This is a genomic window from Halomonas sp. AOP13-D3-9 (genome assembly GCF_052379125.1).
Lineage (GTDB): Bacteria > Pseudomonadota > Gammaproteobacteria > Pseudomonadales > Halomonadaceae > Vreelandella.
The window spans coordinates 42,197-67,687 of the sequence record NZ_JBQSYH010000025.1 but is presented as its reverse complement, the minus strand read 5'-3'; the positions used below and the strand labels follow the sequence as shown (position 1 = coordinate 67,687).

The 25,491-nt window shown below is 54.4% G+C and carries 25 protein-coding genes; 13 read left to right on the top strand and 12 right to left on the bottom strand.

The features are described from left to right. The first annotated feature begins 77 nt into the window (after positions 1-77). The 5 genes from ACT3UM_RS22240 to ACT3UM_RS22220 all read left to right on the top strand — a co-directional run bounded on the left by ACT3UM_RS22240 (position 78) and on the right by ACT3UM_RS22220 (position 3,306). Complete coding sequence (locus ACT3UM_RS22240; protein ID WP_498902230.1) at positions 78-755, top strand: haloacid dehalogenase type II; 678 nt, start codon at positions 78-80, stop codon at positions 753-755. Between the two features lie 61 nt (positions 756-816). Next, positions 817-1,164 (top strand): putative quinol monooxygenase, encoded by a 348-nt coding sequence (locus ACT3UM_RS22235; RefSeq protein WP_022522330.1) that lies wholly within the window; start codon positions 817-819, stop codon positions 1,162-1,164. A gap of 33 nt (positions 1,165-1,197) precedes the next feature. Further along, positions 1,198-1,665: an S-ribosylhomocysteine lyase gene (locus ACT3UM_RS22230; protein ID WP_498902229.1), complete on the top strand. Its 468-nt coding sequence runs from the start codon at positions 1,198-1,200 to the stop codon at positions 1,663-1,665. Positions 1,666-1,826: 161 nt separating this feature from the next. Next, positions 1,827-2,438, top strand: coding sequence for a LysE family translocator (locus ACT3UM_RS22225; RefSeq protein ID WP_498902228.1), 612 nt, complete (start codon positions 1,827-1,829; stop codon positions 2,436-2,438). A gap of 217 nt (positions 2,439-2,655) precedes the next feature. Beyond that, positions 2,656-3,306 carry a peroxiredoxin gene (locus ACT3UM_RS22220; RefSeq protein WP_498902227.1) on the top strand — a complete coding sequence of 217 codons (651 nt, stop codon included), beginning with the start codon at positions 2,656-2,658 and terminating at the stop codon, positions 3,304-3,306. A gap of 66 nt (positions 3,307-3,372) precedes the next feature. Here ACT3UM_RS22220 and ACT3UM_RS22215 read toward each other — a convergent pair whose 3' ends face one another. From ACT3UM_RS22215 to ACT3UM_RS22205, 3 genes are all read right to left on the bottom strand, one after another. Then, positions 3,373-4,641 (bottom strand): methyl-accepting chemotaxis protein, encoded by a 1,269-nt coding sequence (locus ACT3UM_RS22215; protein WP_498902226.1) that lies wholly within the window; start codon positions 4,639-4,641, stop codon positions 3,373-3,375. A gap of 371 nt (positions 4,642-5,012) precedes the next feature. Continuing rightward, a complete protein-coding gene (locus ACT3UM_RS22210) occupies positions 5,013-5,216 on the bottom strand; it encodes a zf-HC2 domain-containing protein (protein ID WP_498902225.1) in 204 nt (67 codons plus the stop codon). A gap of 17 nt (positions 5,217-5,233) precedes the next feature. Beyond that, positions 5,234-5,803, bottom strand: a complete 570-nt coding sequence (locus ACT3UM_RS22205) for a sigma-70 family RNA polymerase sigma factor (protein WP_498902224.1) — start codon at positions 5,801-5,803, stop codon at positions 5,234-5,236. Positions 5,804-5,976: 173 nt separating this feature from the next. On the opposite strand from ACT3UM_RS22205, the gene ACT3UM_RS22200 reads away from it, so the two are divergent. Beyond that, on the top strand, positions 5,977-6,753 hold the full coding sequence (locus ACT3UM_RS22200) for a ZIP family metal transporter (RefSeq protein WP_035585728.1): 777 nt from the start codon (positions 5,977-5,979) through the stop codon (positions 6,751-6,753). A gap of 2 nt (positions 6,754-6,755) precedes the next feature. On the opposite strand, the gene ACT3UM_RS22195 is transcribed toward ACT3UM_RS22200, so the two are convergent. Continuing rightward, positions 6,756-7,235, bottom strand: coding sequence for a MerR family transcriptional regulator (locus tag ACT3UM_RS22195; protein WP_498902223.1), 480 nt, complete (start codon positions 7,233-7,235; stop codon positions 6,756-6,758). A 68-nt stretch (positions 7,236-7,303) separates the two neighbouring features. On the opposite strand from ACT3UM_RS22195, the gene ACT3UM_RS22190 reads away from it, so the two are divergent. Next, positions 7,304-9,487, top strand: coding sequence for a heavy metal translocating P-type ATPase (locus ACT3UM_RS22190; protein WP_498902222.1), 2,184 nt, complete (start codon positions 7,304-7,306; stop codon positions 9,485-9,487). Between the two features lie 31 nt (positions 9,488-9,518). Here the strand turns inward: ACT3UM_RS22190 and ACT3UM_RS22185 are convergent, their stop codons facing one another. After that, a complete protein-coding gene (locus ACT3UM_RS22185; protein WP_498902221.1) occupies positions 9,519-10,532 on the bottom strand; it encodes an isocitrate dehydrogenase in 1,014 nt (337 codons plus the stop codon). A 534-nt stretch (positions 10,533-11,066) separates the two neighbouring features. Here ACT3UM_RS22185 and ACT3UM_RS22180 point away from each other — a divergent pair. The 3 genes from ACT3UM_RS22180 (at position 11,067) to cfa (ending at position 14,803) form a co-directional block, all read left to right on the top strand. Then, positions 11,067-12,557, top strand: a complete 1,491-nt coding sequence (locus ACT3UM_RS22180) for a SulP family inorganic anion transporter (protein ID WP_498902220.1) — start codon at positions 11,067-11,069, stop codon at positions 12,555-12,557. Between the two features lie 19 nt (positions 12,558-12,576). Beyond that, positions 12,577-13,434: a universal stress protein gene (locus ACT3UM_RS22175; protein WP_498902219.1), complete on the top strand. Its 858-nt coding sequence runs from the start codon at positions 12,577-12,579 to the stop codon at positions 13,432-13,434. Between the two features lie 214 nt (positions 13,435-13,648). Next, positions 13,649-14,803 (top strand): cyclopropane fatty acyl phospholipid synthase, encoded by a 1,155-nt coding sequence (gene cfa / locus ACT3UM_RS22170; RefSeq protein ID WP_498902231.1) that lies wholly within the window; start codon positions 13,649-13,651, stop codon positions 14,801-14,803. On the opposite strand, the gene ACT3UM_RS22165 is transcribed toward cfa, so the two are convergent. Genes ACT3UM_RS22165 through crcB form a run of 3 tightly spaced genes read right to left on the bottom strand, consistent with a single transcriptional unit; the run spans position 14,796 to position 16,564 of the window. After that, positions 14,796-15,761: an arsenic resistance protein gene (locus tag ACT3UM_RS22165; protein ID WP_498902218.1), complete on the bottom strand. Its 966-nt coding sequence runs from the start codon at positions 15,759-15,761 to the stop codon at positions 14,796-14,798. The genes cfa and ACT3UM_RS22165 overlap by 8 nt on opposite strands. Before the next feature lie 21 nt (positions 15,762-15,782). Beyond that, complete coding sequence (locus tag ACT3UM_RS22160) at positions 15,783-16,178, bottom strand: fluoride efflux transporter FluC (protein WP_498902217.1); 396 nt, start codon at positions 16,176-16,178, stop codon at positions 15,783-15,785. Continuing rightward, entirely contained in the window at positions 16,175-16,564 is a 390-nt protein-coding gene (gene crcB, locus ACT3UM_RS22155; protein WP_498902216.1) for a fluoride efflux transporter CrcB, read from the bottom strand. The genes ACT3UM_RS22160 and crcB overlap by 4 nt, the downstream gene beginning before the upstream one ends. A gap of 189 nt (positions 16,565-16,753) precedes the next feature. Between crcB and ACT3UM_RS22150 the strand changes: the two genes are divergently transcribed. Further along, positions 16,754-17,608, top strand: a complete 855-nt coding sequence (locus ACT3UM_RS22150; protein ID WP_498902215.1) for a universal stress protein — start codon at positions 16,754-16,756, stop codon at positions 17,606-17,608. Between the two features lie 72 nt (positions 17,609-17,680). Here the strand turns inward: ACT3UM_RS22150 and ACT3UM_RS22145 are convergent, their stop codons facing one another. Then, the gene (locus ACT3UM_RS22145) at positions 17,681-19,372 is read right to left on the bottom strand and encodes a 2-isopropylmalate synthase (protein ID WP_498902214.1); all 1,692 of its coding nucleotides are present in this window, start codon (positions 19,370-19,372) and stop codon (positions 17,681-17,683) included. A gap of 203 nt (positions 19,373-19,575) precedes the next feature. Here ACT3UM_RS22145 and ACT3UM_RS22140 point away from each other — a divergent pair, with 203 nt between their 5' ends. Together ACT3UM_RS22140 and ACT3UM_RS22135 are read left to right on the top strand one after the other, a co-directional pair. Beyond that, positions 19,576-20,061, top strand: a complete 486-nt coding sequence (locus ACT3UM_RS22140) for an Lrp/AsnC family transcriptional regulator (RefSeq protein ID WP_498902213.1) — start codon at positions 19,576-19,578, stop codon at positions 20,059-20,061. Positions 20,062-20,133: 72 nt separating this feature from the next. Further along, positions 20,134-20,490: a RidA family protein gene (locus ACT3UM_RS22135; RefSeq protein ID WP_498902212.1), complete on the top strand. Its 357-nt coding sequence runs from the start codon at positions 20,134-20,136 to the stop codon at positions 20,488-20,490. Positions 20,491-20,543: 53 nt separating this feature from the next. Here the strand turns inward: ACT3UM_RS22135 and ACT3UM_RS22130 are convergent, their stop codons facing one another. Genes ACT3UM_RS22130 through ACT3UM_RS22120 form a run of 3 tightly spaced genes read right to left on the bottom strand, consistent with a single transcriptional unit; the run spans position 20,544 to position 25,406 of the window. Continuing rightward, positions 20,544-21,407: a MurR/RpiR family transcriptional regulator gene (locus ACT3UM_RS22130; protein WP_498902211.1), complete on the bottom strand. Its 864-nt coding sequence runs from the start codon at positions 21,405-21,407 to the stop codon at positions 20,544-20,546. Beyond that, positions 21,397-23,172 carry a putative bifunctional diguanylate cyclase/phosphodiesterase gene (locus ACT3UM_RS22125; RefSeq protein WP_498902210.1) on the bottom strand — a complete coding sequence of 592 codons (1,776 nt, stop codon included), beginning with the start codon at positions 23,170-23,172 and terminating at the stop codon, positions 21,397-21,399. Before ACT3UM_RS22125 ends, ACT3UM_RS22130 begins: the two co-directional genes overlap by 11 nt. Further along, on the bottom strand, positions 23,169-25,406 hold the full coding sequence (locus ACT3UM_RS22120; protein ID WP_498902209.1) for an ATP-binding protein: 2,238 nt from the start codon (positions 25,404-25,406) through the stop codon (positions 23,169-23,171). The genes ACT3UM_RS22125 and ACT3UM_RS22120 overlap by 4 nt, the downstream gene beginning before the upstream one ends. Between the last annotated feature and the right edge of the window lie 85 nt (positions 25,407-25,491).

The following is a 25,491-nucleotide window of genomic DNA, read 5'->3' as shown; positions in this document are numbered from 1 at the left end:
ATTGAAGGTGTCTACTATGCTAAAGATATAGGCTGAACTCAGATCACAATTAATTGAAAGTTAAGGAGTAGCCAACGATGCAACCGGTCTTAGCCTTCGATGTATACGGCACGTTGATCGATACCCAAGGGGTTACCGTTGAGCTTGAACGCCGCCTCTCGGATGCCTCCAAAGCAGGTGAGTTTGCCCGCCGCTGGCGTGATAAACAGCTAGAGTACAGCTTTCGCCACGGACTGATGGGGGCTTATGTGCCGTTTTCGGAGTGCACCCGCGAAGCGCTGGTGTTTATCGACCGCGCACTGCAAACCGGTCTTTCGGATAATGACCATGACCACCTGATGGCGGTATACGGCGAACTACCCGCGTTTGACGATGTAGTCCCTGCACTTGATCAGCTTCGCGATTCGGGCATACGCTGCGTGGCGTTTTCGAACGGCACTACAGAAGCCGTGTCCAAGTTGCTAACTCGCGCAGGCGTTGAGAGCCATATGGACGATGTGATTAGCGCCGATGAGGTGAAGCGCTTTAAGCCTGATCCGGCGGTGTACTCTCATCTGCGTAGCCGCTTGGAAACACGCCCCGAGCACACATGGCTGGTGTCCAGTAACCCCTTTGATGTGATTGGCGCCACCCATGCAGGGTTACGCAGTGCCTGGATACGTCGCAGTTCAGACGCACCCTTCGACCCTTGGGGTGTCGAGCCGGATATGACGGTTACTGATCTAGAAGCATTGGCTGAGCGCATCATCCGCTAGGTTGTTAACCTACGTCGACAAGCCGCATAATGATGCACGCTTAACGACTTAGGAGATGACCATGTCAGAAAAAATTTATTGTGTTGCTGGTTTTAAGCCCAAACCAGGTAAGGAAGAAGCGGTGTTCAAAGCGCTTCAGTCGTTAGAGCCAAATACCCACCGGGAAGATGCCTGTATTCACTACACCGTGACCCGGCAGATAGACAACCCTTTTGCTCAAGGCACCAGTTACCCAATTGTTTTTCATGAAATTTGGGCCAGCCGCGAAGAGTTTGAAGCCCACTGCCAGCGCAAAGAGATTCAAGACTTCTTTGCCAAGCACGTTGAAGCGCCGGATGGTGATATAGAAGATGCCAACGTGTGTGTTTACACCGATGAGCCCTGGAACTTTGACGCGCCCAAGGTTTAAGTGAATCAAGCTTTAAGCGAGAAAGGAGCTAACATGACCGATCAAAAGATGAACGTCGAGAGCTTTAACCTGGACCACACCAAGGTCAAAGCCCCGTACGTGCGCTTGGCCGATATTAAAGAAGGCCAGAACGGCGACCGTATTCATAAATACGACCTGCGTATTTGCCAGCCCAACAAAGCTCATATGGATATGCCCGCGTTGCACTCCCTTGAGCACTTAATGGCTGAGCTGTCGCGCAATCACACCGATAAAGTGGTCGATATCAGCCCCATGGGCTGCCAGACCGGCTTCTATATCGCGATGATTAACCACGACGACTACGATGACGTGATTACGATCATCGAACAAACCCTAAACGACGTGCTTGCAGCTACCGAAGTACCCGCCTGCAACGAAATGCAGTGCGGCTGGGCCGCCAGCCATAGCCTGGAAGGCGCCCAGGAACTGGCCCGCAACCTGCTGGCCAAGCGCAGCGAGTGGACCGAAGTATTCGCTTAAGCGCTATGTGAAAATGTAAACGCAGTAAACCCAACGCCTCCTGGGCTATATGTAACCCAGTGAGGCGTTTTTTATTGTCTCTGTATTAACGAATGGAAAACACCCGCCAACGGTGACATGCTGGCACAACACATGTGTTTTCCCACCGGTGAGGCATTAATATGCTGTTGGATACTTGGCTTTTATATCTTATCGCCTGCATTGGTCTATCGCTTTCGCCAGGGCCCAACGGCTTACTGGCGCTGACCCACGGTGCTATCCATGGAAGCCGTAAAACCCTGTTTACCATCATCGGCGGCGCCACAGGTTTTATGTTGATTATTGGCTTGTGCATGTTTGGGATTGGGGCGTTGCTTAAGTCGTCGGTGGTGTGGCTGACAGTGTTAAAGTGGGTCGGTGGGGCCTATCTTATTTGGCTGGGGATTCAAGTATGGCGTTCACCACCGATTACCGGTGAGATTGAGGTGAATGTAAGCCAAACGAGTGGCTGGCACTTATATCGTCAGGGCGTATTGGCTTCAATTACTAACCCCAAAGTGTTGCTGTTTTTCAGCGCCTTCCTGCCTCAGTTTATCGACCCACAGGGCAGCTTGATGCTGCAATTTTTCATGCTGGCAGGCACTTTCGTGACTATCGAATGTTTAGTAGAAGGCCTGCTCGCCAATATGGCTAACCGCATCCGTCACTGGTTGAAACGCGTGGGCCGAGGATTCAACCGCACCTGTGGCGGTATCTTTGTTGCCATTGGTGCTGCGTTGCCGCTAAGGGCGTGAGTTCATGATGGCTTGGTTTATATGATCAGGCCTCTCTGTTAATCGAAAAATGTATCTCAGCGCCGCTTTTGGCGACGATTTTCGGGAAAGAATCAATGTACAAGAGAGGTGAACTGCGCCTGATAACTCGCTGTCTTAGCGCTAAATGATCTATAGTGAAGGCGTTGAAAGTCAAATAAGGTATTAGGGCGTCTAACGCCTATATAAGGAGGAGAGCATGTCATTACGTATTAATGCGGTCGTACCTGATTTCGAAGCGGAGACTAGCCAAGGGCCGGTTCGTTTTCATGATTGGATTGGCGATAGCTGGGCGATCCTATTTTCGCATCCTAAAGACTTTACCCCAGTTTGCACCACAGAGTTTGGTGCCGTCGCGCAGCTGAGTGCTGAGTGGAAGAAACGCGGTACCAAAGTGATTGGTGTTTCCGTGGATGGCGTGGAAGATCACAAACGCTGGGGTAATGACATCCAAACCGTCAGCGGCAGCGAGGTCGATTTTCCGATCATCGCCGATGCCGGGCTAAAGGTGTCAAAACTCTACGACATGCTGCCAGAAGATGCCTACCTGCCCGATGGCCGTACGCCAGCCGATAGCGCAACCGTGCGCTCGGTGTTTATTATCGGGCCGGATAAGCAGTTGAAGCTTTCCATGACCTATCCGATGACCGTAGGGCGCAACTTTGCGGAAATCCTGCGTGCCCTGGATGCGCTGCAGACTACGTCGAAACACGGTGTTGCCACCCCGGCTGATTGGACGATAGGCCAGGATGTGATTATTCCGCCAAGCGTTTCTGACGCGGATGCCAAACAGAAGTATGGCGAATACGAAACTGTTCTGCCTTACTTACGTAAAACGCCACTGCGCTAATGGCGTTAATAGAGTTATGTAAGAAGCGAAAAGCCAGCGTCTATGCGCTGGCTTTTGCATGGTGCATCAAGCGGACTCTAGCGCAAGTTGTTCAATGGATGTTGAAACATTGCGTGCCCCAGTGAGTATCTCATTGACGATAATCTCAATTTCGCTCACGCTGGTTTGGCTAGATTTTCCCTGCTCGACCACCTGCTGCATGGCGTGAGTGGTGCGCTCTACCAAGGCGCTGTTCTCTTTTAGCACCCGGGTAATATCCTCCACCGCTTCACTGGAGCCTTTGGCCAAACGGCGCACTTCGTTAGCCACCACCGCAAACCCGCGACCCTGCTCGCCCGCCCGCGCGGCTTCCACCGCCGCATTGAGCGAGAGTAGATTTGTTTGATTGGCAATCTTGGCAATCGACTCGGTAATACTATTGATGCTCTGTGCTTGCTTATTAAGCGCGGCGATTAGCTGCTGTGCTTCAGCCAAGGTTAGCGCCGCTTGCTCTGAATCACGGACAACACGCTGCAGGTGGCTAAGACCGTTTTGGGCGATCTGCTCTGTTTGCGAAGAGGTGCTTTGGGCGGCAGTGATAGCCCGTGTGGCGGATTCTGCTGCTTGAACGGAGCGGGTAATATCGGTGGCAAACTTGACCACTTTAACGACGTTTCCATGGCTATCTTTAATCGGGTTGTAAGTTGCCTCTAGCCATACGCTGGCGCCGCGAGAATCCAGGCGCTCAAACTTCCCTTGCATGTATTCACCCTGAGCAAGCCGTTCCCAGAAATGCGGATTGGCTTGTGAGAAGTTGGCGGGACAAAACATACGATGGTGCGCGCCCACTAATTCCTCATTTCGGTACCCCATCGCCTGCTCAAAATTTGAGTTGGCATTGAGAATTTCACCGCTGGGGGTAAATTCAATCACCGCCATGGAGCTATTTAACGCTTCTAAGACAGCGTTTTTGCGCTGAGCCTCTTGGTGGACGGTGGTTACGTCATTGGCGATTTTGAATACCTCAACAACCTTACCCCGCCGGTTACTAATCGGTAAGTAGGTGGCCTCTAAGCAAATTTCCTCGCCGTGGGCATTGGAACGCCTAAAGCGGCCTTGTTGGCTATGCCCTGCTGCCAGTGATTGCCAAAACGCACGGTACTCATGGCTACTGCTCTCTTCAGGAAAGCAGAAGACCCGGTGGTGCTGCCCCTTCACTTGGTTCAGGGTGTATCCGACGGCGGTTAGGAATTGCTCACTTGCCTGCTTAATAACCCCTTCAGGTGTAAAAGAGATACAAGCGGTGTGTTGATATAGCGCACTGTGTAAACCATTAGGAGCGAGAAGTGTGAGCATTATTAATCCTGTCGATGGGGCTATTCAAGTCATGTGTACAAGGTTAGAACAGTCCCATTTTATAAGCATCATTTTGTATCCGTATGACACAAAATGTTGCAATTGTGAGGGTATTGGTTCTGTTGATTCTTAATTGCTTCTAATAATCAGGTTTTTATACGCAGCCTGCTAAGGCTATGCGCACTTAATGAACTAATCATTGGATGTAAATTTTTTGTGTATAGGTTGTGTATAGATAATATTATAGACGAGGCGCTAAGAAAAGCACAGCCGTGTACAGGGTTGGTGTAATATTTTCTCAGGCGTACCAGGCACCCCGCTTGTGAGCAAGCGAAGGAGGGGGACGTGACTTGCAGTGTCAGGTCGAGGAATTAGTCGCCTTGGGTTTGGCGAGAATCAACCAGAGAAGCGGGGTGATGTTTGCCAGCTTGGTGCAGCAGATCGAATTGGCGGGCGCAGGTGCGGCAGGCTCGGCACATTGATAGATGAATACGCAGAGCCATCCTTTCACGTAACGTTAGCGTTTTATCCTGCTTTAAAGACATTAACCCTGTGGCTTCGCGGCACATAAGCATATCAGGCTCCTTTTCAGCTAATTTAACCAACCATGATCCAAGCACTCTCTTAGCCGTAAACGCGCACGGTGTAAGATGACCCAGCAATTGGTTTCAGTAATGCCGGTTTCCTTACAGATATCGGCGGTGGAAAGCCCCATGAGTTCACGCAGGGTAAATACCCGTGCGATGCTTTCCGGCAAGGCGATCAAACAGGCATCAAATACCTGCCAAAATCGCTGGTTTTCCAACACCTGCTCCGGCTCGCCCCACTGGCTAGGACGGGCAGCGCTCTGCCAGTGACCATCCTGCTGAAACAGACGATCAAGGGTGTCGTCATCTAAGTCCTGGTCTAACGGTTGCCACGTTCCTTGACGGCGCTGTTGACGGAGCTGATTTAGAATTTTGTATTTCAAAATGCCAAATACCCAGGTCTCGAACTCGGAGCGCCCTTCAAAGGAAGCGCTTTTCTCAAAGGCGGTGAGCAAGGTTTCCTGCACCGCATCTTCAGCGGCGGTAGCATCACGCAGCTGCAACCGCGCAAAAGCCACTAAACGTGGTCGTAGCTGGGTAAAGTGGGCGGCGGCTAAGGTGGCGGAAAAAGGCACGTGGTTCCCTTTATTAAGGTCTCCTGGGCGCACGTTTACATCGTGCTCATAAACATCATCATTATTTATTCATTTGTCATTAATGCGTTAAAGTACGTGTTGATACCACGTTAGACAACAACGTGTCGTTCTCTTTGATGCCTTTCAGTTTGCCAATCGAGTTTATGCTGTCCATGGAAAATACATTGTTACTGGGGTTTTTGGGCAGCTTAATTGCTGGATTGTTGACGGCGGTGGGTGCGCTGCCGGTGCTGTTAGGCAAAACGCCTAGCCGTGGCTTTCGTGATTTAGCGTTAGGTTTTGCGGCGGGTGTGATGCTGGCAGCGTCATTTTTCTCGTTGATTATCCCCGCGCTGGACGCTGCAGAAATCTACTATGCCGGTGGCCCTGTGCCTGCCGGGATTGTTTGTGCGGCTATTTTGCTCGGTATGGGGGCCATCGCCCTGCTTAACGAGCATCTTCCCCATGAACACTTTGCCCAGGGGCGTGAGGGGCCGGAAGCCGCTTCGCTGCGCCGGGTATGGCTGTTTGTATTTGCGATTACCATTCACAACCTGCCGGAAGGCATGGCGGTGGGTGTCGGCTTTGGTGCCAATGGCTTAGAGGGCGGAATGCCGCTGGCTATCGGCATTGGCCTGCAGAACATGCCTGAAGGGCTTGCCGTTGCGGTCGCTTTGATGGGGGAGGGCTATTCAAAGTGGCGCTCCTGGTCGATTGCCGCCCTAACCGGCCTCATCGAGCCCATCGGTGGCTTGTTTGGCGCCAGTATTGTTAGCGTTTCCCAAATACTGCTGCCCTGGGGGCTGGCGTTTGCCGCCGGTGCCATGCTGTATGTCATCAGCCACGAAATCATCCCCGAAACCCACCGCTGCGGGCACCAGAAAAAGGCTACCTTTGGCTTGGCGATGGGGCTGGTGATTATGCTGTTTTTGGATGTGTGGTTGGGTTAGCCCTAACCTATGATTTCCGCGCCACCGTGCGGGCCCGCCTGATGGCACAGCCGGTGGTCGCTGAGCACGTCTATAATATGGCACTGGCCAACACTGCCCCCCGCGCACTGGTTGATCATGCGTTTAAGCTCATCGCGTACCGCAGTGAGTCGTGCCAGTCTTGCTTCCACCTCGGCAAGATGACGTTTTGCCAGCGCATCCACTTCCTGGCAAGGCATCGCAGGGTGGTCGGCCATTTCCAGCAATTCTCTTACCGCCTCCACTGAAAAACCAAAATCCCGTGAATGGCGAATAAACGTCAATCGGCGGATGGCTGCCGTGGTGTAGCGCCGCTGGTTGCCCTCGTTGCGCGGGGCTGAAGGCAGTAGCCCAATGTGTTCGTAATAACGCACTGTTTCTGGCTTGCAGCCAGACTCGCGCGCCAGTTCGCCAATGCCAATATAACGAGCAGTGGCGGATGGCTCAGGGTTTTGCTCTTTCATTGCTTGAACCTCTAGTAACTATAGGTATTACGCTGCTCTTAAGATAGACGAACTTGGAGCGAAGAGCGATGAATGACGCTACACATGCTAAGACCGCACAGCCCACCCCACAACCGACAACCCCATCCACCACGCTGCGCGTGCAGGGCATGGACTGCGGTGGCTGTGAGCGTAAAGTTGAATCAGCGCTAAAGCGCTTAAATCACGTTGAGCAGGTTTCTGCGAGCTCGCTGGCTGGGTCGGTTCAACTCACCCCACCGCCAGGGCAAGCGCTGCCACGTGCGGAGATTGAGTCGACGATTAACGCACTCGGTTACCGGGTATTGGACGAGTCGGCGGACACGGCGGAATCGCAAAAAACACCTTCTTGGTGGCAATCGCCAAAAGGGCGATTAGTGATAGTCAGTGGCGCATTGCTGGCGCTTGCTTGGGGGCTTAAATTTGCCTGGCCCGCCCTGGGCAGTTGGCCCTTTATTGCGGCGACGCTGGTGGGTCTAGTGCCGATTATTCAGCATGCCTGGCAAGCGCTCAAACTGGGCAACCCTTTCACCATTGAAATGCTGATGAGCATCGCCGCCTTGGGGGCGTTGGCAATCAATGCAGCCGCCGAAGCGGCGGTGGTGGTGTTTCTGTTTGCCGTGGGGGAGCTGCTGGAGGGCGTTGCCGCAGCCCAGGCACGGCGCAGTATCTCAGCGCTTTCTAAGCTGACACCCTCCACCGCGCGTCTGCTGGAACAGGGAGAAGTGCGCGAGATCTCTGCGGCCTCGCTTCAGCCTGGCCAGCGTGTGCAGGTACGCCCCGGCGACCGGCTACCCTGTGATGGACAAATTGTGTCTGGTCACTCTTCAATTGATGAGTCGCCCGTCAATGGCGAATCAGTGCCTCGGGAGCGTAGCGAAGGCGCAACGGTGTTTGCGGGCACCGTCAATCTGGATGGCGTATTAGAGGTCGAGGTGACCCGCAGCGCGGAAAACAACACTATCGCCCGGGTGATTAAGCTGGTGGAAGAGGCCCAGGCGGCGAAAGCGCCGGTGGCCCGCTTTATTGACCGCTTTGCGTTTTACTATATGCCTGCGGTGGTTGGGGTGGCGCTGCTGGTCGCTATCGTACCGCCGCTGGTGTCGACGATGCTGTGGTCTGAATCCATCTACCGCGCCCTGGCGCTGCTGCTGATTGCCTGCCCCTGCGCGCTGGTGATCTCGACGCCTGCGGCGATTGCCGCCGGGTTATCGGTGGGGGCTCGTAACGGTCTGCTGATGAAAGGCGGCGCGGTATTAGAGCAGTTAGGTAAACTCAAACGGGTTGCGCTGGATAAAACCGGCACGCTGACCGCGGGCAAGCCCACAGTGACAGATATAGAGAGCGTTGATGGCGTCAGTGATGATGAAATAGTACGCCTTGCCGCCGCCCTGGAGCAGGGTTCAAGCCACCCCCTTGCCGTGGCGATTAGTGACTATTTTCAAAATAATAACGGCCAGCAGTCAAAAGCTACGTTGCCTAAAGTGAACGGTGGCCGTGCGTTAGCGGGGCACGGCGTTGCCGGGCAGGTGGAAGGGCGTGAATTAATGCTAGTGAGTCCGCGCTACTTACAAACGCTCACCCAGCGCACCAGCAAGATAGACACCCGCATTACTGCGCTGGAAACCCAGGGTAAAAGCCTCGCAGTTCTATTAGAAAACCAGCGGCCTATCGGTCTAATCGCCTTGCGGGATGAGCCTCGTGAAGATGCTCGCAAGGGGCTTCAAGCGTTAGAGCGCCTAGGCGTGCAGGCCGTTATGCTCAGCGGAGACAATGCCCGCACCGTGGCCGCTATTGGTAAGCAGTTGGGCATCGAAGCAGAAGGCGAGCTGATGCCGGAAGATAAAGCCCAGCGCGTGCATGAATGGCAAGCGCAGGGGCTGGGGCCGATAGGCAAGGTGGGCGATGGTATTAACGATGCACCGGCGCTGGCGGCAGCAGAGGTAGGCATTGCTATGGGCAGCGGCACGGATGTAGCGCTTGAAACCGCCGATGCGGCGCTGCTCAAAAACCGCGTGGGTGGGATCGCCGAAATGATTGCGCTCTCCCGGGCCACTATGCGCAACGTCAAAACCAACGTAGCGTTGGCGCTAGGCTTCAAAGCGCTGTTCTTGGTTTCGACAGTGCTGGGGATCACCGGCATGTGGGTCGCGGTAATGGCGGACACTGGGGCGACCGTGCTGGTCACCCTCAATGCGTTATACCTGTTGCGTTACCGTTTTAACGACGTTTAAAACGCAACAACCCGCGTTAGCCCTGAACGTACTAACTCTGGACGTACTCGACCAGCGCCTGGGCGAAGGAGTCGGTGGTGCCGGTGCCGCCCATATCGGGGGTGACCATGTCGCGGCGGGTTTCCAGCACGTTACGAATACCCTGGCGGATGGCGGTGCCTTTCTCGGCCATGCCCAGATGGTCGAGCATCTGGGCGGCGGCGAGCAGCAGGGCACAGGGGTTGGCGATATTTTTGCCTTCGATATCCGGCGCTGAACCGTGTACAGCCTCAAAGATCGCGGCCTTTTCGCCAATGTTCGCGCCAGGCGCTAGGCCCAAACCGCCGACTAAGCCCGCACACAGGTCAGAGAGAATATCGCCAAACAGGTTGGTAGTGACCACCACATCAAACTGATGCGGGTTCATTACCAGCTGCATACAGGCGTTATCGACGATCATCTCTTGAAATTCGATCTCGGGGTACTCTTTGGCGATCTCCCGCGCCACGTCCAGGAACAAACCCGAGCTGGTTTTGATGATATTGGCTTTATGTACCGCGGTGACCTTCTTGCGGCCGTTGCTTTTGGCCAGCTCAAAGGCGTAGCGCACGATGCGTTCTGAGCCTTTGCGGGTGACTTTGATCACCGAAATGCCGGTGTTGCCGTCGTCGATCATCTCCTGGCCGTCGGAAAGGTACGCACCTTCGGTGTTCTCCCGAACCGTGATCATATCGATGTCGTCGTAGCGCGAGCGGGTGCCGGGGAAGCTAATCGCCGGGCGCACGTTGGCGTAAAGATCAAAGTGACGACGCAACTGTACGTTAATCGAAGAAAAGCCTTTGCCAATCGGCGTGGTCAGCGGGCCTTTCAGCGCGATGCCGTGTTTTTCGATGGCGTCCAGTGATTCCTGGGGAATCAGCGTTCCATGTTTCTCAAGTGCCCCCAAGCCCGCATCAATATGCTGGTAGGTTAAGCCGCAATCTAACGCGTCGAGTACTTTTAGCGTGGCATCCATAATCTCGGGGCCGATGCCGTCGCCCTTAATGACTGCAATAGATTGGCTCATGTACTGCTCCTCTTTAAATCGGCAGGCTTGTTGAACAGGTATCTGTTGGATACAAAGCATTGCCGCTTCAATGTGATAGATGGGACTAAGCAAGTCGTTATTTGCTGGTAATGGTACGCCATAATAGGCCCGCTGGGCACCCTGCGAAGGGTTTAGCAGCGGATGCAGAAAGGCAAAATTACTGGTAAAATCCTCCGGCTTATCACAACGTGATGTTGATTCGCGTTCTTCGGACGGCAAGGCATAATCGTAATGACTCTTTCAAATTCAACACAGGTACTATCTACTTTAGGGCTGATGACTCCGCCCTAGGTTTCCCCTCCCAAGCAAAATGTCTTGGCGCGTTTGTTGCGTTGTCATGGCGTTGCGGCAAGCTATTGCCACTCTTCCGCTAATTGGCGGGCCGACTATTTGATTGCTACAGCACTGACTCACTGGTCTTTTATTGCGCGCTATAGATGCGCCGCTGCGTTGCGTCAAAGGTTGCGATTTTCTCGTTCTTATTCTCTCAATCTCTAACCATGGACTCCCTGAATGTCTCTTTTCAGTAAGCAAGAGTGGTTTTCCAATATTAAAGGCGACACGCTCTCGGGAATTGTTGTCGCACTGGCGCTAATTCCCGAAGCCATTGCTTTCTCGATTATTGCCGGTGTTGATCCTAAAGTCGGCCTCTACGCCTCTTTCTGTATCGCGGTGGTGATTGCGTTTACCGGCGGTCGTCCTGGCATGATCTCTGCTGCTACCGGTGCGATGGCGCTGCTGATGGTAACGCTAGTGAAAGAGCATGGGCTTGAGTATCTGCTGGCGGCAACGCTGCTCACCGGTGTACTGCAGATAATTGCGGGCTATCTGAAACTCGCGGATTTGATGCGCTTCGTGTCACGCTCAGTGGTGACGGGGTTTGTAAATGCGTTGGCGATTTTGATTTTCATGGCGCAGCTACCGGAATTGACCAACGTCACCTGGCACGTCTATGTGATGACGTTGGCGGGCCTGGGTATTATCTACCTGTTCCCCTATTTACCCGTCATCGGAAAATCAGTTCCCTCGCCGCTAGTGTGCATAGTGGTGTTAACCGTGGTGTATATGGTCAGCGGCATGGATATTCGTAGCGTGGGTGATATGGGCGAACTGCCCGATACCTTGCCTATGTTCCTATGGCCAGAAGTGCCCTTGAACCTTGAAACATTGATGATCATCTTCCCCACCGCGATCATGCTGACCGTGGTAGGCCTGCTTGAGTCCATGATGACCGCCACTATTGTTGATGACCTCACCGATACGCCGAGTAATAAAAACCGCGAGTGCAAGGGCCAGGGCGTGGCGAACATTGGTGCAGGTTTAATGGGCGGTATGGCGGGCTGCGCCATGATTGGTCAATCGGTAATCAACATTAAATCGGGTGGCCGTACGCGTCTTTCCACGCTGATAGCGGGTGTCGTGCTACTGATGATGGTGGTCTTTTTAGCCGATTGGGTATCGCAAATCCCAATGGCGGCCCTGGTGGCGGTAATGATTATGGTGTCGATCGGTACCTTTAGTTGGGAGTCGATCCGTGATCTTAAAAAGCATCCGATCAGCACCAATATTGTCATGTTGGCAACGGTTGCAGTTACCGTCAGTACACACAACTTAGCGATTGGCGTTTTTGTGGGCGTGCTGCTGGCAGCGCTGTTCTTTGCTAATAAAGTGGGCAACATTCTCTACGTTGGTTCAACAGAAGTGGAAGCTGGTAAGCACCGTGAGTATCAGGTGGTGGGGCAAGTATTCTTCGCTTCTTCTGAGCGCTTTACGGCCGCTTTCGATCTAAAGGAAAGCATTGATCAAGTGACGATTGATCTTTCCCGTGCACACTTTTGGGATGTTACTGCCGTACAGGCCCTTGATCGGATCGTGATTAAATTCCGCCGTGAAGGTACCGAAGTAGAGATGGTGGGCTTGAGTGAAGCCAGCGCGACGGTAGTGGATCGCTATGCGGTACACAACGACCCCGAAGCGGTTGAAAAGCTGATGGGCGGCCACTAACCAACGCAAGGAGTGCAACATGACAGATCAAGTCTTAGCCGCTATTGACGGCTCCCAGTTTTCTGAAGGCGTCTGCGATTATGCTGCCTGGGCAAGCTTGGCTATGGATGCACCGTTAACCTTTGTGCATGTGGTCGACAATCACTCTGAAGTGCCCGAAGAGCAAAATCTTTCCGGCAACCTGCGTTTCGGTGCCCGCGAACGGCTAATGAAAGAGCTTTCGGAACTCGACGGGCAGCGCGCTAAGGTGAATCGCGAGCAGGGTAAGTTGATGCTGGAAGCGGCCAAAGCGCGAGCTTTGGAAGATGGAGTAAGCGCCCCCATTACCCGTCAGCTCAACGGTACCCTGGTTGAAACGCTAGCAGGGCTTGAAAAAGATATGCGTTTGCTGGTGGTGGGCAAGCGCGGAGAAACTGCTTATCAGGCCAGTGGCCATCTCGGCTCTAACCTTGAGCGGGTGGTGCGTGAACTGCACCGTCCTATCCTGATGGTGCCAAAGACCTTCAAGCGGCCTGAAAAGATCTTGATGGCCTTTGACGGCAGCAAAACCGCCCGGAAAGGGGTTGAGATGCTGGCCCGTTCACCGCTCTTTGCAGGCGCCGAGTGCCATGTGCTGATCGTGGGAGCGGAAACGGCTGAACGCCGCTCTGAGCTTGAGTGGGCGTTGAGCACATTGCGTGAAGCGGGCCATCAAGCCGAAGGTGCTATTCGTGCAGGCGAGGTTGATGAAGCCCTACAAGCCTACGAAAAAGAGCACAGCATTGACCTGCTGGTAATGGGCGCCTACGGGCACTCGCGTATTCGCCACTTATTGGTAGGTAGCACGACAACAACAATGCTTCGCGGTAGCCGCATACCGGTACTGATTCTGCGCTAAGGCTCAATAAGCGGTAACGCATAACCGTCTAGCTCGCATTGCGATTTATTTCCCGCAGCCGGCCCTCGTTTCTTGAGCGCGCCGGCTTTTTATTGCCTTAAGGGGCTAAAAAATTATTTATCAAATAATGCTAATATTGCAATGCGCTTCTATGCTGATAGATAGGTTGTGACCTATTCACTCACTGGAATAGCGAGAGGAGCCTGTTGTGAACATGCCCATGTTGGAAAAATCGCCTCTTGGCTTCGATGAAGCCTCCCCCTCCCACCGTTTTGTCGCCGAACTGCTGGCCCAAGCCGATATCAGGCTTGATGGTCATCGCTCTTGGGATATTCAGTTGAATGCGCCAGGCGTTATTGATAGCGCCCTTGCGCGAGGCAATCTGGGGTTTGGCGAAAGCTACATGAAAGGGGAGTGGGATGCTGAACGGCTGGACGAACTGTTTTACCGCTTAATGCGTGCTCGGCTAGGGCAGCGTATCAAGCCCACTCAATTAGCCTATCACTCGCTGCGTTCGCGCCTGCTGAATCGTCAGACGGCCAAGCGCGCCTGGGAAGTGGGCGAAAAGCATTACGATCTAGGTAATGACTTCTATGCGGCGATGCTTGATCAGCGTATGACCTACACCTGCGGCTACTGGAAAAATGCCCAAACCCTTGATCAAGCCCAGGAGGCAAAACTCGATCTGGTCTGCCGCAAATTGCAATTAAAGCCTGGCATGCGGGTGCTGGATATTGGCTGCGGCTGGGGCAGTTTTATGGCCTATGCCGCTGAGCATTATGGGGTGGAGTGCGTGGGCCTGACGATCTCCAAAGAGCAAGCGGAGTTTGGACAGCGGCTGATCAAAAAAGGGCTGCCGGTTGAATTCCGGTTAAAGGATTACCGTGATGAAACCGAGCAGTTTGACCGCATTGTCAGCATCGGCATGTTTGAGCATGTTGGCCATAAAAACTACCGCGAATATATGAATGTCGCCAACCGCTGCTTAAAGGATGACGGGCTTTTTTTGCTGCATACCATTGGCAAAAACATCGCCAATACGGTGACTGACCCGTGGATTGATAAGTATATTTTCCCCAACGGCGAGCTACCCGCCTTGGGGCAAATAACAGATGCCGCTGAAACGCTGTTTGTGATCGAGGATCTGCATAATTTTGGCGCCGATTACGACCGTACCCTAATGGCGTGGCACGACAACTTTGAGACGCACTGGCCGACCTTTGAAAGCCAATATGGCGAGCGTTTTTATCGCATGTGGCGCTACTACTTGCTGAGCTGCGCCGGTGCCTTTCGGGCCAGGGAAATCCATCTTTGGCAACTGGTGATGAGTAAGCAGGGAGTGCTGGGAGGATACACCCGGGTTAGTTAAGTTTTTGCTCTGGTATTAGCTTACTAGGCACCCAACGTAAGAACGCCACCATGCCAAATAGCTCTACCAGTGATTGAAAAACCACGACCACCACGGCTGCCTGCCAGGCGCTAGGTAGCGTCAAGGCGATGGGGAGCATCACAAAAGAGTTACGCGTGCCAAAGCTAAACGCTAGCGTTCTAGCGCTTTCGGTTGGCAGTTGAAATAACTTGCCCAACCCCTTACCCAGCAGTGCCGCGAAGATTAAAAAAACAATAAAAATCAACACCACCTGAACCAACACCTGGCTAAGGCCAAACACTGTGTTGACCTGGGACGCGGCAATCATAAATACCACCAAGGCCAGTAGGGGAACCGGCAGTAATCCCAGGTAATGCACGCTTCGCTTTACCGCTTTGTGGCGCTGGGCGGCGTACTCGGTCAGCCAGGCGAGCGCTAAAGGGGTCAGAATAAGCCCTGCAAAAGCACTCAGCAGCTCGCTGGAGAGAGTCAGCCCAAACCACTCACTGCCCAAGAACAGCCACAAATAAACCGGTAGCGCGATCATCTGCACCAGCAGCAGGAGCGGGGTGGCGGCAATCGCTTGAGCGGTATCCCCCTTACCTAAATGCGTAAAAGTGATAAACCAATCAGTACAGGGCACCAGCAGTACCATTAACACACCTGCCAGCACGGCAGGGGAAAGCGGTAGCCACACAACGATAAGGATTAAAAAGGCCGGAATGGCAATAAAGTTACCGACCATAAGGGCTGCCATAAAGCGCGTGTCTTTAAAGCTACTGGCAATACGCAGTAGGGGGATCTGGGTGAAGGTGGCGTACAGTAACAGGCCGAGCAGCGGCCATAGCAGTTGTTCCAGCGGCTCTGACAGCGCTGGCAGCCATACACCCAGCCCTAGCCCCAGGCAGATAAATGCCAGATAGATCCAAGACTGTTGCTGTTCTAACCGATCGCGCATGAACGATCCTGTATTGGGTGGTTAGGATGGTTGATGAGCAAGCGCGATACGCTCGCCGACGATGGCTGCCAACAGCCATAGCGGCAAGCTGACGATGATATATGTCAGCGCCATGCCTATCTGGCCTTGCTCTAGAAAGTGCATGGTTTCTAAGCTAAACAGCGAAAAGGTGGTAAAGCCGCCGCAAAGCCCGGCCACCCAGAAGGGCTGCCAACGAGCCATGTGGCTGTGAGGGCTACGGCTAATCTTTGCCGCCAGCCAGCCAATCAAGCAAGAGCCCAGCACGTTAACGGCCAGCGTTCCCCAGGGGAAGGCTCCCCCAAGCGTTGCGAACGCGCCAAGCGAAACGCCGTAACGCAATACGCTGCCAAGTCCACTGCCCAGTCCTACGGCTAAATAGGCTTTCCAGGCGTTCATAGAGAACCCCCAGCGACGAGCCAGCCCAGTACGACCATGGCTAAACCGAGTAGTAGAGTGGCACCCATATTGAGCGCCGCCCGCAGCGCTTGGCCGCTTTGCCATAGCTCAATGGTTTGCAGACTAAAGGAAGAAACCGTGGTGTAACCCCCCAGCAGCCCGGCCACCATAAATAGCCAAAAAAGCGAGGGTTGCTCGCTGGGTATGCCCTGACTGCCCAATAAACAGCCTGCGATAAAAGCACCGCTGGCGTTAACCGCCAGTGTTCCCCAGGGAAAGGCTTTACCCAGCCAGCGCGCCATCAGGTTAGAAATTCCAAATCGACCCATGCCACCCAGTGCGCCGCCCAGCGCCACTAGCAGTACGCTTACTAAGCCATGCCCCATGCCCGCCTCCTCCTTGGGTCACTTAATAATAGGTCACTCAATGAATAGGCTGCTAAGTGTAGCACGCACGTTTTATAGCGTCAGAACAGCATGAAAGAACGTTTTAGGGTGTTGCAGGTCAATGAGTTCGTGTAGAAAAGGAACAGAATAACAATAAGGTTGATGCACCCGCTCAAGGAGAAGTAACCCATGTCAGATCGCGTGTTGGCAGCTATCGATAGTTCTCAGTTTTCAGAAGGTGTGTGTGATTACGCAGCATGGGCTGCCAAAGCACTGCATGCCCCGCTCAGTTTTATACATACCGTGGATAACCATGCCCAGATAGCCGAACCCGATTTAACCGGTAATCTAGGCCTGGGTACCCGCGAACACCTGCTGGAAAAACTCTCAGGGATTGAAGAGCAGCATGCCAAAGTTTCCCGTGAGCGCGGTCGATTGCTATTAGACGCCGCCAAGGAACGCGCGACCAACGCCGGTATTGCCGACCCGCAGTGTTTGCAGCGCAACGGCACTCTGGTGGAAACCCTGGTCGAGAACGAAAAAGACGTAAGGCTTTTAGTGGTGGGCAAGCGTGGTGAGACAGCGCACCAAGCCAGCGGTCATTTAGGCTCCAACCTTGAGCGCGTGGTGCGGGAAATGCACCGGCCGATTCTTATGGTGCCGAAACAGTTTACTCAGCCGCATAATGTGATGATGGCGTTCGACGGCAGTAACACTGCGCGTAAAGGCGTTGAAATGCTGGCCAAAAGCCCCCTGTTTGAGGGCGCCACCTGTCACGTGGTAATTGTCGGTGCGGAAACCGCTGAAAACCGTTCGCAGCTAACCTGGGCGCTGGAAACCCTGCGTGAAGCGGGGCACACCGCGGAAGGAGCGATACGCGCGGGCGAGGTGGAAGAGACGCTGAGGACCTATAAGCAAGAGCATGATATAGACATGCTGGTGATGGGCGCCTATGGCCACTCGCGCATTCGCCACCTGTTAGTTGGCAGTACCACCACCACGATGTTGCGTAAAGCGCAGTTGCCGGTCTTGATTCTGCGCTGATAGTGAATGCCGCCATTTCACCCCATGCTTAGCGACACGGCGCCACTAAGCATGGGTACGTTATAGCGTTCGTTAGAGTGCCAGTGCAGCAGCTTGGGATTGAGTTTCTTGACCGGTTGTCTTAGCCGCGAGATTGATACCCGACAGCAGGGCTTTCAGCGATGCACTTACGGTGTCGCTGTCCTCGGCCACTGCGCAGAGCCGCTGGCCATCGATATTGAGCTGCACAAAGGCGATGGCATTGGCTTCACTGCTGGCACCCAGGGAGTGCTCGCTGTAATCGATAATCCCCACGCTGCTTCCAGAGTGGCGCTGCCACGCATCGGTGAACGCGGACATGGCGCCGTTACCTTTACCTGAAAGACGCAGCGTTTCATCGCCCTGTTGCAGCGTGACCTCAATGCCTTCCTGCTGACCTTTGGAGAGTTGGTAATCGATAAGCGTTAGCGGCGCTTCCTGGGTGAAATTATCGAACATCACCTGGCGAATCATTCCGCTGGAGAGTTCGCTGGCGCGTTTTTCGCTCTCTTGCTGCACGTAAGGCGCCAAGGCCAGCATCATCCAGCGCGGCAGGTTTATACCGTAATCCCGCTCAAGCAGGAAGGCCATGCCGCCTTTGCCGGACTGGCTATTGACCCGAATCACCGCCTGGTAGTCGCGGCCGATATCGTGGGGGTCGATAGGCAGATAAGCCACCTGCCACGGCTCGTCGGGCTGTTGATGCTTGAGGGATTTGCGAATCGCGTCCTGGTGGCTGCCTGAGAAAGCGGTATAGACCATCTCGCCCACCCAGGGATGGCGCGGATGCATGGCGATACCGGTGCACTCATTGACCACTTGAATAATTTCATCCGGGTTGGAGAGATCCAACTGCGGATCGATGCCCTGGCTGTAGAGATTCATTGCCAGGGTGACGATATCCATATTGCCGGTGCGCTCGCCGTTGCCCAGCAGGGTGCCTTCCACCCGCTCGGCGCCGGCCAGCAGGGCGAGCTCCGCAGAGGCCACCGCGCCACCGCGGTCGTTATGGGTATGCACCGAGATAATCACGCTGTCGCGACGGCTGATGTGCTGGCAGAAGTACTCAATCTGGTCGGCGTGATGGTGCGGCCCAGCCACTTCCACCGTGGTGGGCAGGTTGAGAATGCACTTGTTATCCGGCGTTGGCTGCCAGACATCCATCACCGCTTCGCAGATTTCCAGTGAGAAATCGATCTCGGTGCTGGAGAAACTTTCCGGGGTGTACTCGAAACACCACTCAATATCGGGGTATTGGTCGGCATAGGTTTTGACCCAGGTGGCGCCCTGCACCGCGATATCGATAATACCAGCGCGATCCATCTCAAACACCCGCTCGCGCTGAATGGTCGAGGTAGAGTTATACAGGTGAACAATGGCGCGCTTGGCGCCGACCAGTGAGGCAAAGGTCTTTTCGATCAGATGTTCGCGGCACTGCACCAGTACCGCAATGGTGACATCCTCGGGGATCTGATCCTCTTCGATCAGCCAGCGCACAAAGTCGTAATCGGGCTGGCTGGCCGAAGGGAAACCCACCATGACTTCTTTAATGCCCACTTTAACGATCTGCTGCCAGAAGCGCTGCTTCTGCTCAACGGTCATCGGCTCAAGCAGCGCCTGATTGCCGTCGCGTAGGTCTTCGCTCACCCAGATCGGGGCGTGATCCAGATCACGATCCGGCCATTGGCGATTGAAGGCAGGCACGCGGGGCGCAGGACGATATTTGCGATGATCGAAAGCAGGCATGGCGGTGTTCCTAAAGTAGTGGTCGTCACAGTGTTATCGATAGCGGCTGCTTGTGGCGGCCATGCTAAGTGATTCGCTGCTTTTGGCAACTTGTATAGTGTAAAGGGTTTGCAGCGCTAGGTTCTTGCGAAGATAGGGGATGTTAGATGATAATTGGCAGGAAGTTTCTTTAATATTTTATTTTCTGGCAGGAGCTGCCTTTTATGTCGGTGTCGCCACTGGTGTTGGATCGTTTTGATCGCCATATCCTGGATATTGTCCAGCAGGAAGGACGTATCAGTAACCAGGAGTTAGCCGATCGCATAGGGCTTTCGCCTTCGCCCTGTTTGCGCCGGGTGCGTGCCCTGGAAGAGCACGGCCTAATACTGGGCTACCGTGCGGAGGTCGATTCCCGCCAACTGGGCTATCAGTTAATGGCGCTACTGCATATTTCCATGGATCAGCATACGCCGGAGCGCTTCGATAATTTTGAGCGCCATATTCGTGAGATACCTAATGTCATCGAGTGTCTGATCATTACCGGTCAGGCGGCGGATTTTCAGCTTAAGATCCTGGTTCGCGATATGGATGACTATCAGCATCTGCTACTGCATGTGATTAATCGCATCGAGGGGGTAACGGGCGCGCATACCAGCTTTGTACTGCGGCGGGTGTTTGAACACCGCCCGGTGCCGACTGATCGGCTTTGATACAGAAGGCATGGTCAAGGGTAGGCCAGGCGGTTTAGACTGCTTTTTTTCAATCTGTTAGGAGTTTTCCCTATGACCATTCAGCGTCACGATACAAAAGCTCGCATGAGCCGTGCGGTGACTCACCAGGGGGTGGCCTATCTGTGCGGTCAGGTGACTGGCCCCGAGGCCCGCGAGGGCGATATCACCGCCCAAACGGAAAGCATGCTGGCGCGGGTGGATGCGCTACTGAAAGAGATTGGTTCAAGCCGTGAGCAGCTGCTTAGCGCGACTATTTACCTGAAAGAGGGCAGCGACTTTGCCGCCATGAACGAGGTGTGGGATGCCTGGGTACCCGCAGGCTACGCACCGGCGCGCACCTGCGTCTGCGCACCGCTGCCTGCCGATGAACTCAAAGTGGAAATTACCGTGACCGCCGCGGTGAGCTAACGGCTTTCTATGCACTCCTCACCATTTACCATTCACCCCTCACGATTTCCCATTCACTTAACGGGCTTTTCCACCGGAAAGCGGGTATCGCGCAGGCTGTCTTTGATTTTCTTGAGGTGGGGTAAGAAGTCTTCGCCGCGCCTCAAGGTCACCCCGGTAGCCAGCGCATCAATCAGCGTTAACTGAATCACTCGCGAGGTCATCGGCATGTAGTGGTCGGTATCTTCGGGGGTGGCGACATCCAGCGTGGCGGTGCACTCGTTGGCCACCGGCGAGTTGGGCGCGGTGATACCGAGTACCACTGCCCCGGCTTCTCGCGCCAGGCGGGCGATATCCACCAACTCACGGGTGCGTCCGGTGTAGGAGATAATCACCACCACATCCCCTGTGTGACAAGCGGCGGCGACCATGCGCTGCATCAGCACATCAATATAGGCCATCACGGGTAGGTTGAAGCGGAAGAACTTGTGCTGGGCATCCTGGGCCACCGCGCCCGAGGCGCCCAAGCCAAAAATGTGGATCTGCTTGGCCTGGGTGAGGTAGTCGACCATGCGTTCGACGGCGCCCATATCGATTTCGCGCTGGGCTTGATCGAGGGCGGCGATGGTGGCGCCAAAAATTTTGTGGGTGTACTGAGTGGCAGAGTCGCCGGGCTCCACCGCGCGGGTCACGTAGGGCGTACCACCGGCTAAGCTCTGGGCCAGTTTGATCTTGAAATCAGGGTAGCCTTTGGCGCCAAAGTTGCGGCAGAAACGGTTAACCGTGGGTTCGCTGACGCTTGCCGCCTGGGCCAGGCTAGCGATGCTTAGACTGGTGGCGACCGTTGGGTCTTCAAGAATTACATTGGCGACTTTACGCTCAGAGCGGTTGAGTTCTTCTAAACGTTCGCGTAAGCGGTCAAGTAAGTCATGAGCCATTAACGGTCTCCGTATGGGAAATTAGAGGTGTGGAGCAAAGCGGTTGCCATTCGCTACACCACGTCACAAATGCTTCGGCAGGCAGCGGGCGGGCGTAGAAGTACCCTTGCGCGGCTTCACAGCCGATAGAGCTTAAATAGGCTGCCTGGCCAGAGGTCTCGATGCCTTCCGCCACCACATCGCAGCCCACGCTATGGGCAAGCTGGGTAATGGTATGTGCCAGTTGACGGTCAATCGCGCTGGTTTCCAAGTCCATCACAAAGGCACGATCTATCTTAAGCGTCGAGAAGGGCAGCGTTTTAATATACGCCAGCGACGATTGGCCGGTGCCAAAGTCGTCAATGGCCACGGCGATATTCATGTCGGCCAATTGGGCGAGCTGCTGACGAGCGTGATTCATATCGCTCATCAGCCCCGATTCAGTCACTTCAAGGGCCAGGAAGCGCTCGGGGATTTGCCGCTGTTCAAGCCGAGCAAGCAGCTGTTGGGCAAAGTCTTTGCGGGACAGCTGGCGAGCGGCCACATTCACCGCAATATGAAAATCGTCATTGAGCACTCCTTGTGCCCGCCAGGTGCTGATATAGCGCATGGCTTCATCCAGCACCCAGTCGCCTATGCAGAGAATATCACCACTGGCCTCTGCCAGCGGAATAAATTCACCTGGAGAGATGAGGCCGAACTCCGGGTGCTGCCAACGTAGCAGCGCTTCCGCGCCGAGAATCTTATGGTCAGCCAGGGAGAGCTTGGGCTGAAAGGCGAGCGACATCTCGCCACGCTCGGTGGCGCCGCGGATCGCCTGCTGAAGTTGCAGCCGATGCCGCTGCTTGGTCTCAAGCGCCGGTGTGTAGTACTGAACCTTGAGCGATTCCTGAGGTGGCAGTGCTAGGGCCGCCATATGTACCAAGCGTTCTGTCTCAAAGTCGCCTGCTTCGGCGCTAATGCCGATACGGGCACTAAGGGGAAGCAGCAACTCCTCCAGCGCCTGATCCTGTTCGAAGCACTCGAGCAGTTGCTCGGCCAAGTGCAGCAACTTGGTTGGGGTTGCCGTAGGGGTAATGACCAGCAGCTCGCTCCCTCCCCATATCCCGAGCAGGCACTCAGCGTCGAGCTGTTGGCGCAGCCGTTGGCTAATCAAACACAGCAGTTGATCGGCAACCCGGTAGCCGTGCAAGCGCACCACATCATCGAGTTTATCAATCGCGATAAACAGTAGCCCCGTGCCGGAAGCTTTAAGGGCCGCCTTACGCAACGCCTGGTCTAATCCACGCCGGTTAGGCAACTGGGTAATAGGGTCGGTGCGTGACTGGCGATCTAACTCTTGGGTGCGTTTGGCGACCATCTGTTCGAGGGTATCGGCCTGCTTATCGCGCACCTGGTAGCGGTGTTCAATGTTTAAGGTATTGCGTATGCGTTGCAATACTTCATCTTGCTTAAACGGTTTGGTGATGAAATCGCGTACGCCCATACTCAGAGCCCGATGGCGGGTCACGTCATCAATTTGCGCCGTCAGCACGATAATCGGCGGCATCTGCTCGGCAAAATGTGCACTGAGCTCTTCAATCACTGCGTAGCCGTCTAGGTGCGGCATACGTATATCCAGCAGCAGTAGATCAGGCAACTGCTGTTGGCAGTGAGCAAGCACCTGTCGCGGGTCGTTGATGCCGTGAACGTTCTCGAAACCATACTCATCAAGAAGATCGAACATGAGCTCGATGTTAACCGTGCTGTCATCCACAATTAGCAGGTGTTTTTCAGTTAGGCTCATGCTTCCTTCCCTGACGCAGTCTGAATAAACTGGGTAATGGTGGCTTCTAGTTTATCAAGTTCAAGCGGTTTGGTGAGGTAGGCGTTGAAGCCTGCTTCCAAACCGCGCTTGATGTCGCCCGGCAGAGCGTTGGCCGATAGGGCCACCACTGGTAAGGCTTGCAGCTGTGGATCGCGGCGCATCGCTTCCAATGCCTGATAGCCGTTCATACCCGGTAGGTGGACATCCATTAGCACCAGAGCAGGCGAGCAGTGGCGCATAATTTCCAGGCCAATTTCAGCGCTGGGCGCAATTTGCAGCGTTATTTCGTCCAAATCTTCAATGATGTCTTCCATCAAGCGCTGATTGGCAGGGTTGTCTTCAATATAGAGCAGCGTAAAGGCGTTGCTGGGCTGGGCATGAACCGCACTGGGCGTTGGGGAATCTTCGGCAATCGCGTCTGCGTCAGTAGTGGGTAACGTAAACCAGAAGGTGGCGCCCTGACCGGGTTGGCTGTCTACCCCCATTTCGCCCTCCATACGTTCCACCAGCTCGCGGGTAATTGCCAGGCCAATACCGGAGCCTTCGATGCTGCCACCTTCTGCATCAAGGCGGTTAAAGGGTTCGAATAGCTCGTGTTGGCGTTCAGGGGCAATGCCAGGGCCGGTGTCGGTTACGCTGATGCGCACATAGTCGACTAAATGCGCCACGGTAATATTGATCGATCCGTTGACACTGTTGTACTTGATTGCATTGGAGAGCAGGTTTAACAGTATCTGTTTGGTGCGTGTGTAGTCGGCATTGACCTGCCAACGATCATTCGGTGGGGTATAGCGGAACTGAATGCCCGCCGCCTCGGCGGTGGATTCCAGGGTAGAGCAGGCGTCATTAAACACATTGGCGAGAATAATCGGCTCGATGGAGAGCGTCATATGACCCGCTTCGATCTTGGCCAAATCCAGTACTTCGTTAATCAGACTGAGCAGGTGCTGGCCACTCCGTTCGATTTGAGAAACCTGGCGGTGCTGCTTTTCGCCCAGCGGTTCGCGGCGGCTATTAGCCAAAATCTGGGAGAAACCAATAATCGCATTGAGCGGGGTGCGTAGCTCGTGGCTCATCGATGAGAGAAATTCACTTTTTGCCCGGCTGGCGGTTTCCGCCTGGTCGCGGGCTGCGGCCAGATCCCCCATGACCTGTTCGCGTTCGGCCATTTGGCTGTAAAGATTGATCAATAGCGAGCAGGTATCGGTAAACGGCTGTAGCCAATCCAGCAGCGCCTGATTGAGCGACTGCGTGCTGTTGGCAATGGCGTACATACCAATTAGCTGCTCGCCGCTGAAGATGGGCACACCCAAATAGTTATGCAACGGCGGATGCCCAGGAGGAAAACCACCGCGTTTTACATGGCTATCAAAATCGTTCGTCAGGATGACCTCGCCAAACGCGAACACACGACCCAACAGTGATTTGGGATTGGTTAGGGTCATGTCGCCGCTACGCAGTTGCTCCATCAGATAACGAGACTCCTCGCTCCAGGACAAATCAGTAATGGCATGAATTTTGAGCGCGTTGGTGGTGTTGGTAGGCAGCACTTCGCCAATCAGCGCGTAGTCGCTATCGGTCAGATCGCGCAGCGCCTCCATGAGAAATATCCACAGCCGCTTTCCCGACATCAGCGCTTGATAGTCGGTAATACCTTGATGAAGTACTTTGAGCAGTTGCTGCTCTTTTTGCATCCTGCTAGCGGTCTGGGTGAGTTCCAGCTGCAGCTTGTGTTGGCGAAGCAGCTCTTCAACCTGACTCGCTAAACTGCCGAGGAGCTTTAAATCCCGCTCGCTGAACTGGCGCGGTTGGTGGTCAATAATGCACAGGGTGCCGACTGCCATGCCTTGTAGGGGCCGTATGGGAAAGCCCGCATAAAACCTGATGCGCGGCGAATCTGTGACCAGTGGGTTGTCTGCAAAGCGCTCGTCCTTATGGGTGTCTTCAACCACAAGCGGTGCGTCATGGGCGATGGCGTGGGCACAGAATGAGACCGCACGCTCGGTCTCACACACCTCTAGTCCTTGGTGCGATTTAAACCACTGGCGCTCTTGATCAATTAATGACACCAAGGCGATAGGCACATCGAACAGATCGCGGGCCAGTTGCGTCAAGCTCTCAAAAGCCGAGTCGTGAGGCGTATCGAGCACCTCTAGAGCATGCAAGGCCGCCAGGCGCTGTGTTTCATTATGAGGAGTGTCTGGGGCGTGCATGGCCATTCCAAAGCTGAGAATTAATAAAACATTCTATAAGGTCGTTAGACTAATAGGTAATTACATATCGGACATTAATCTACAA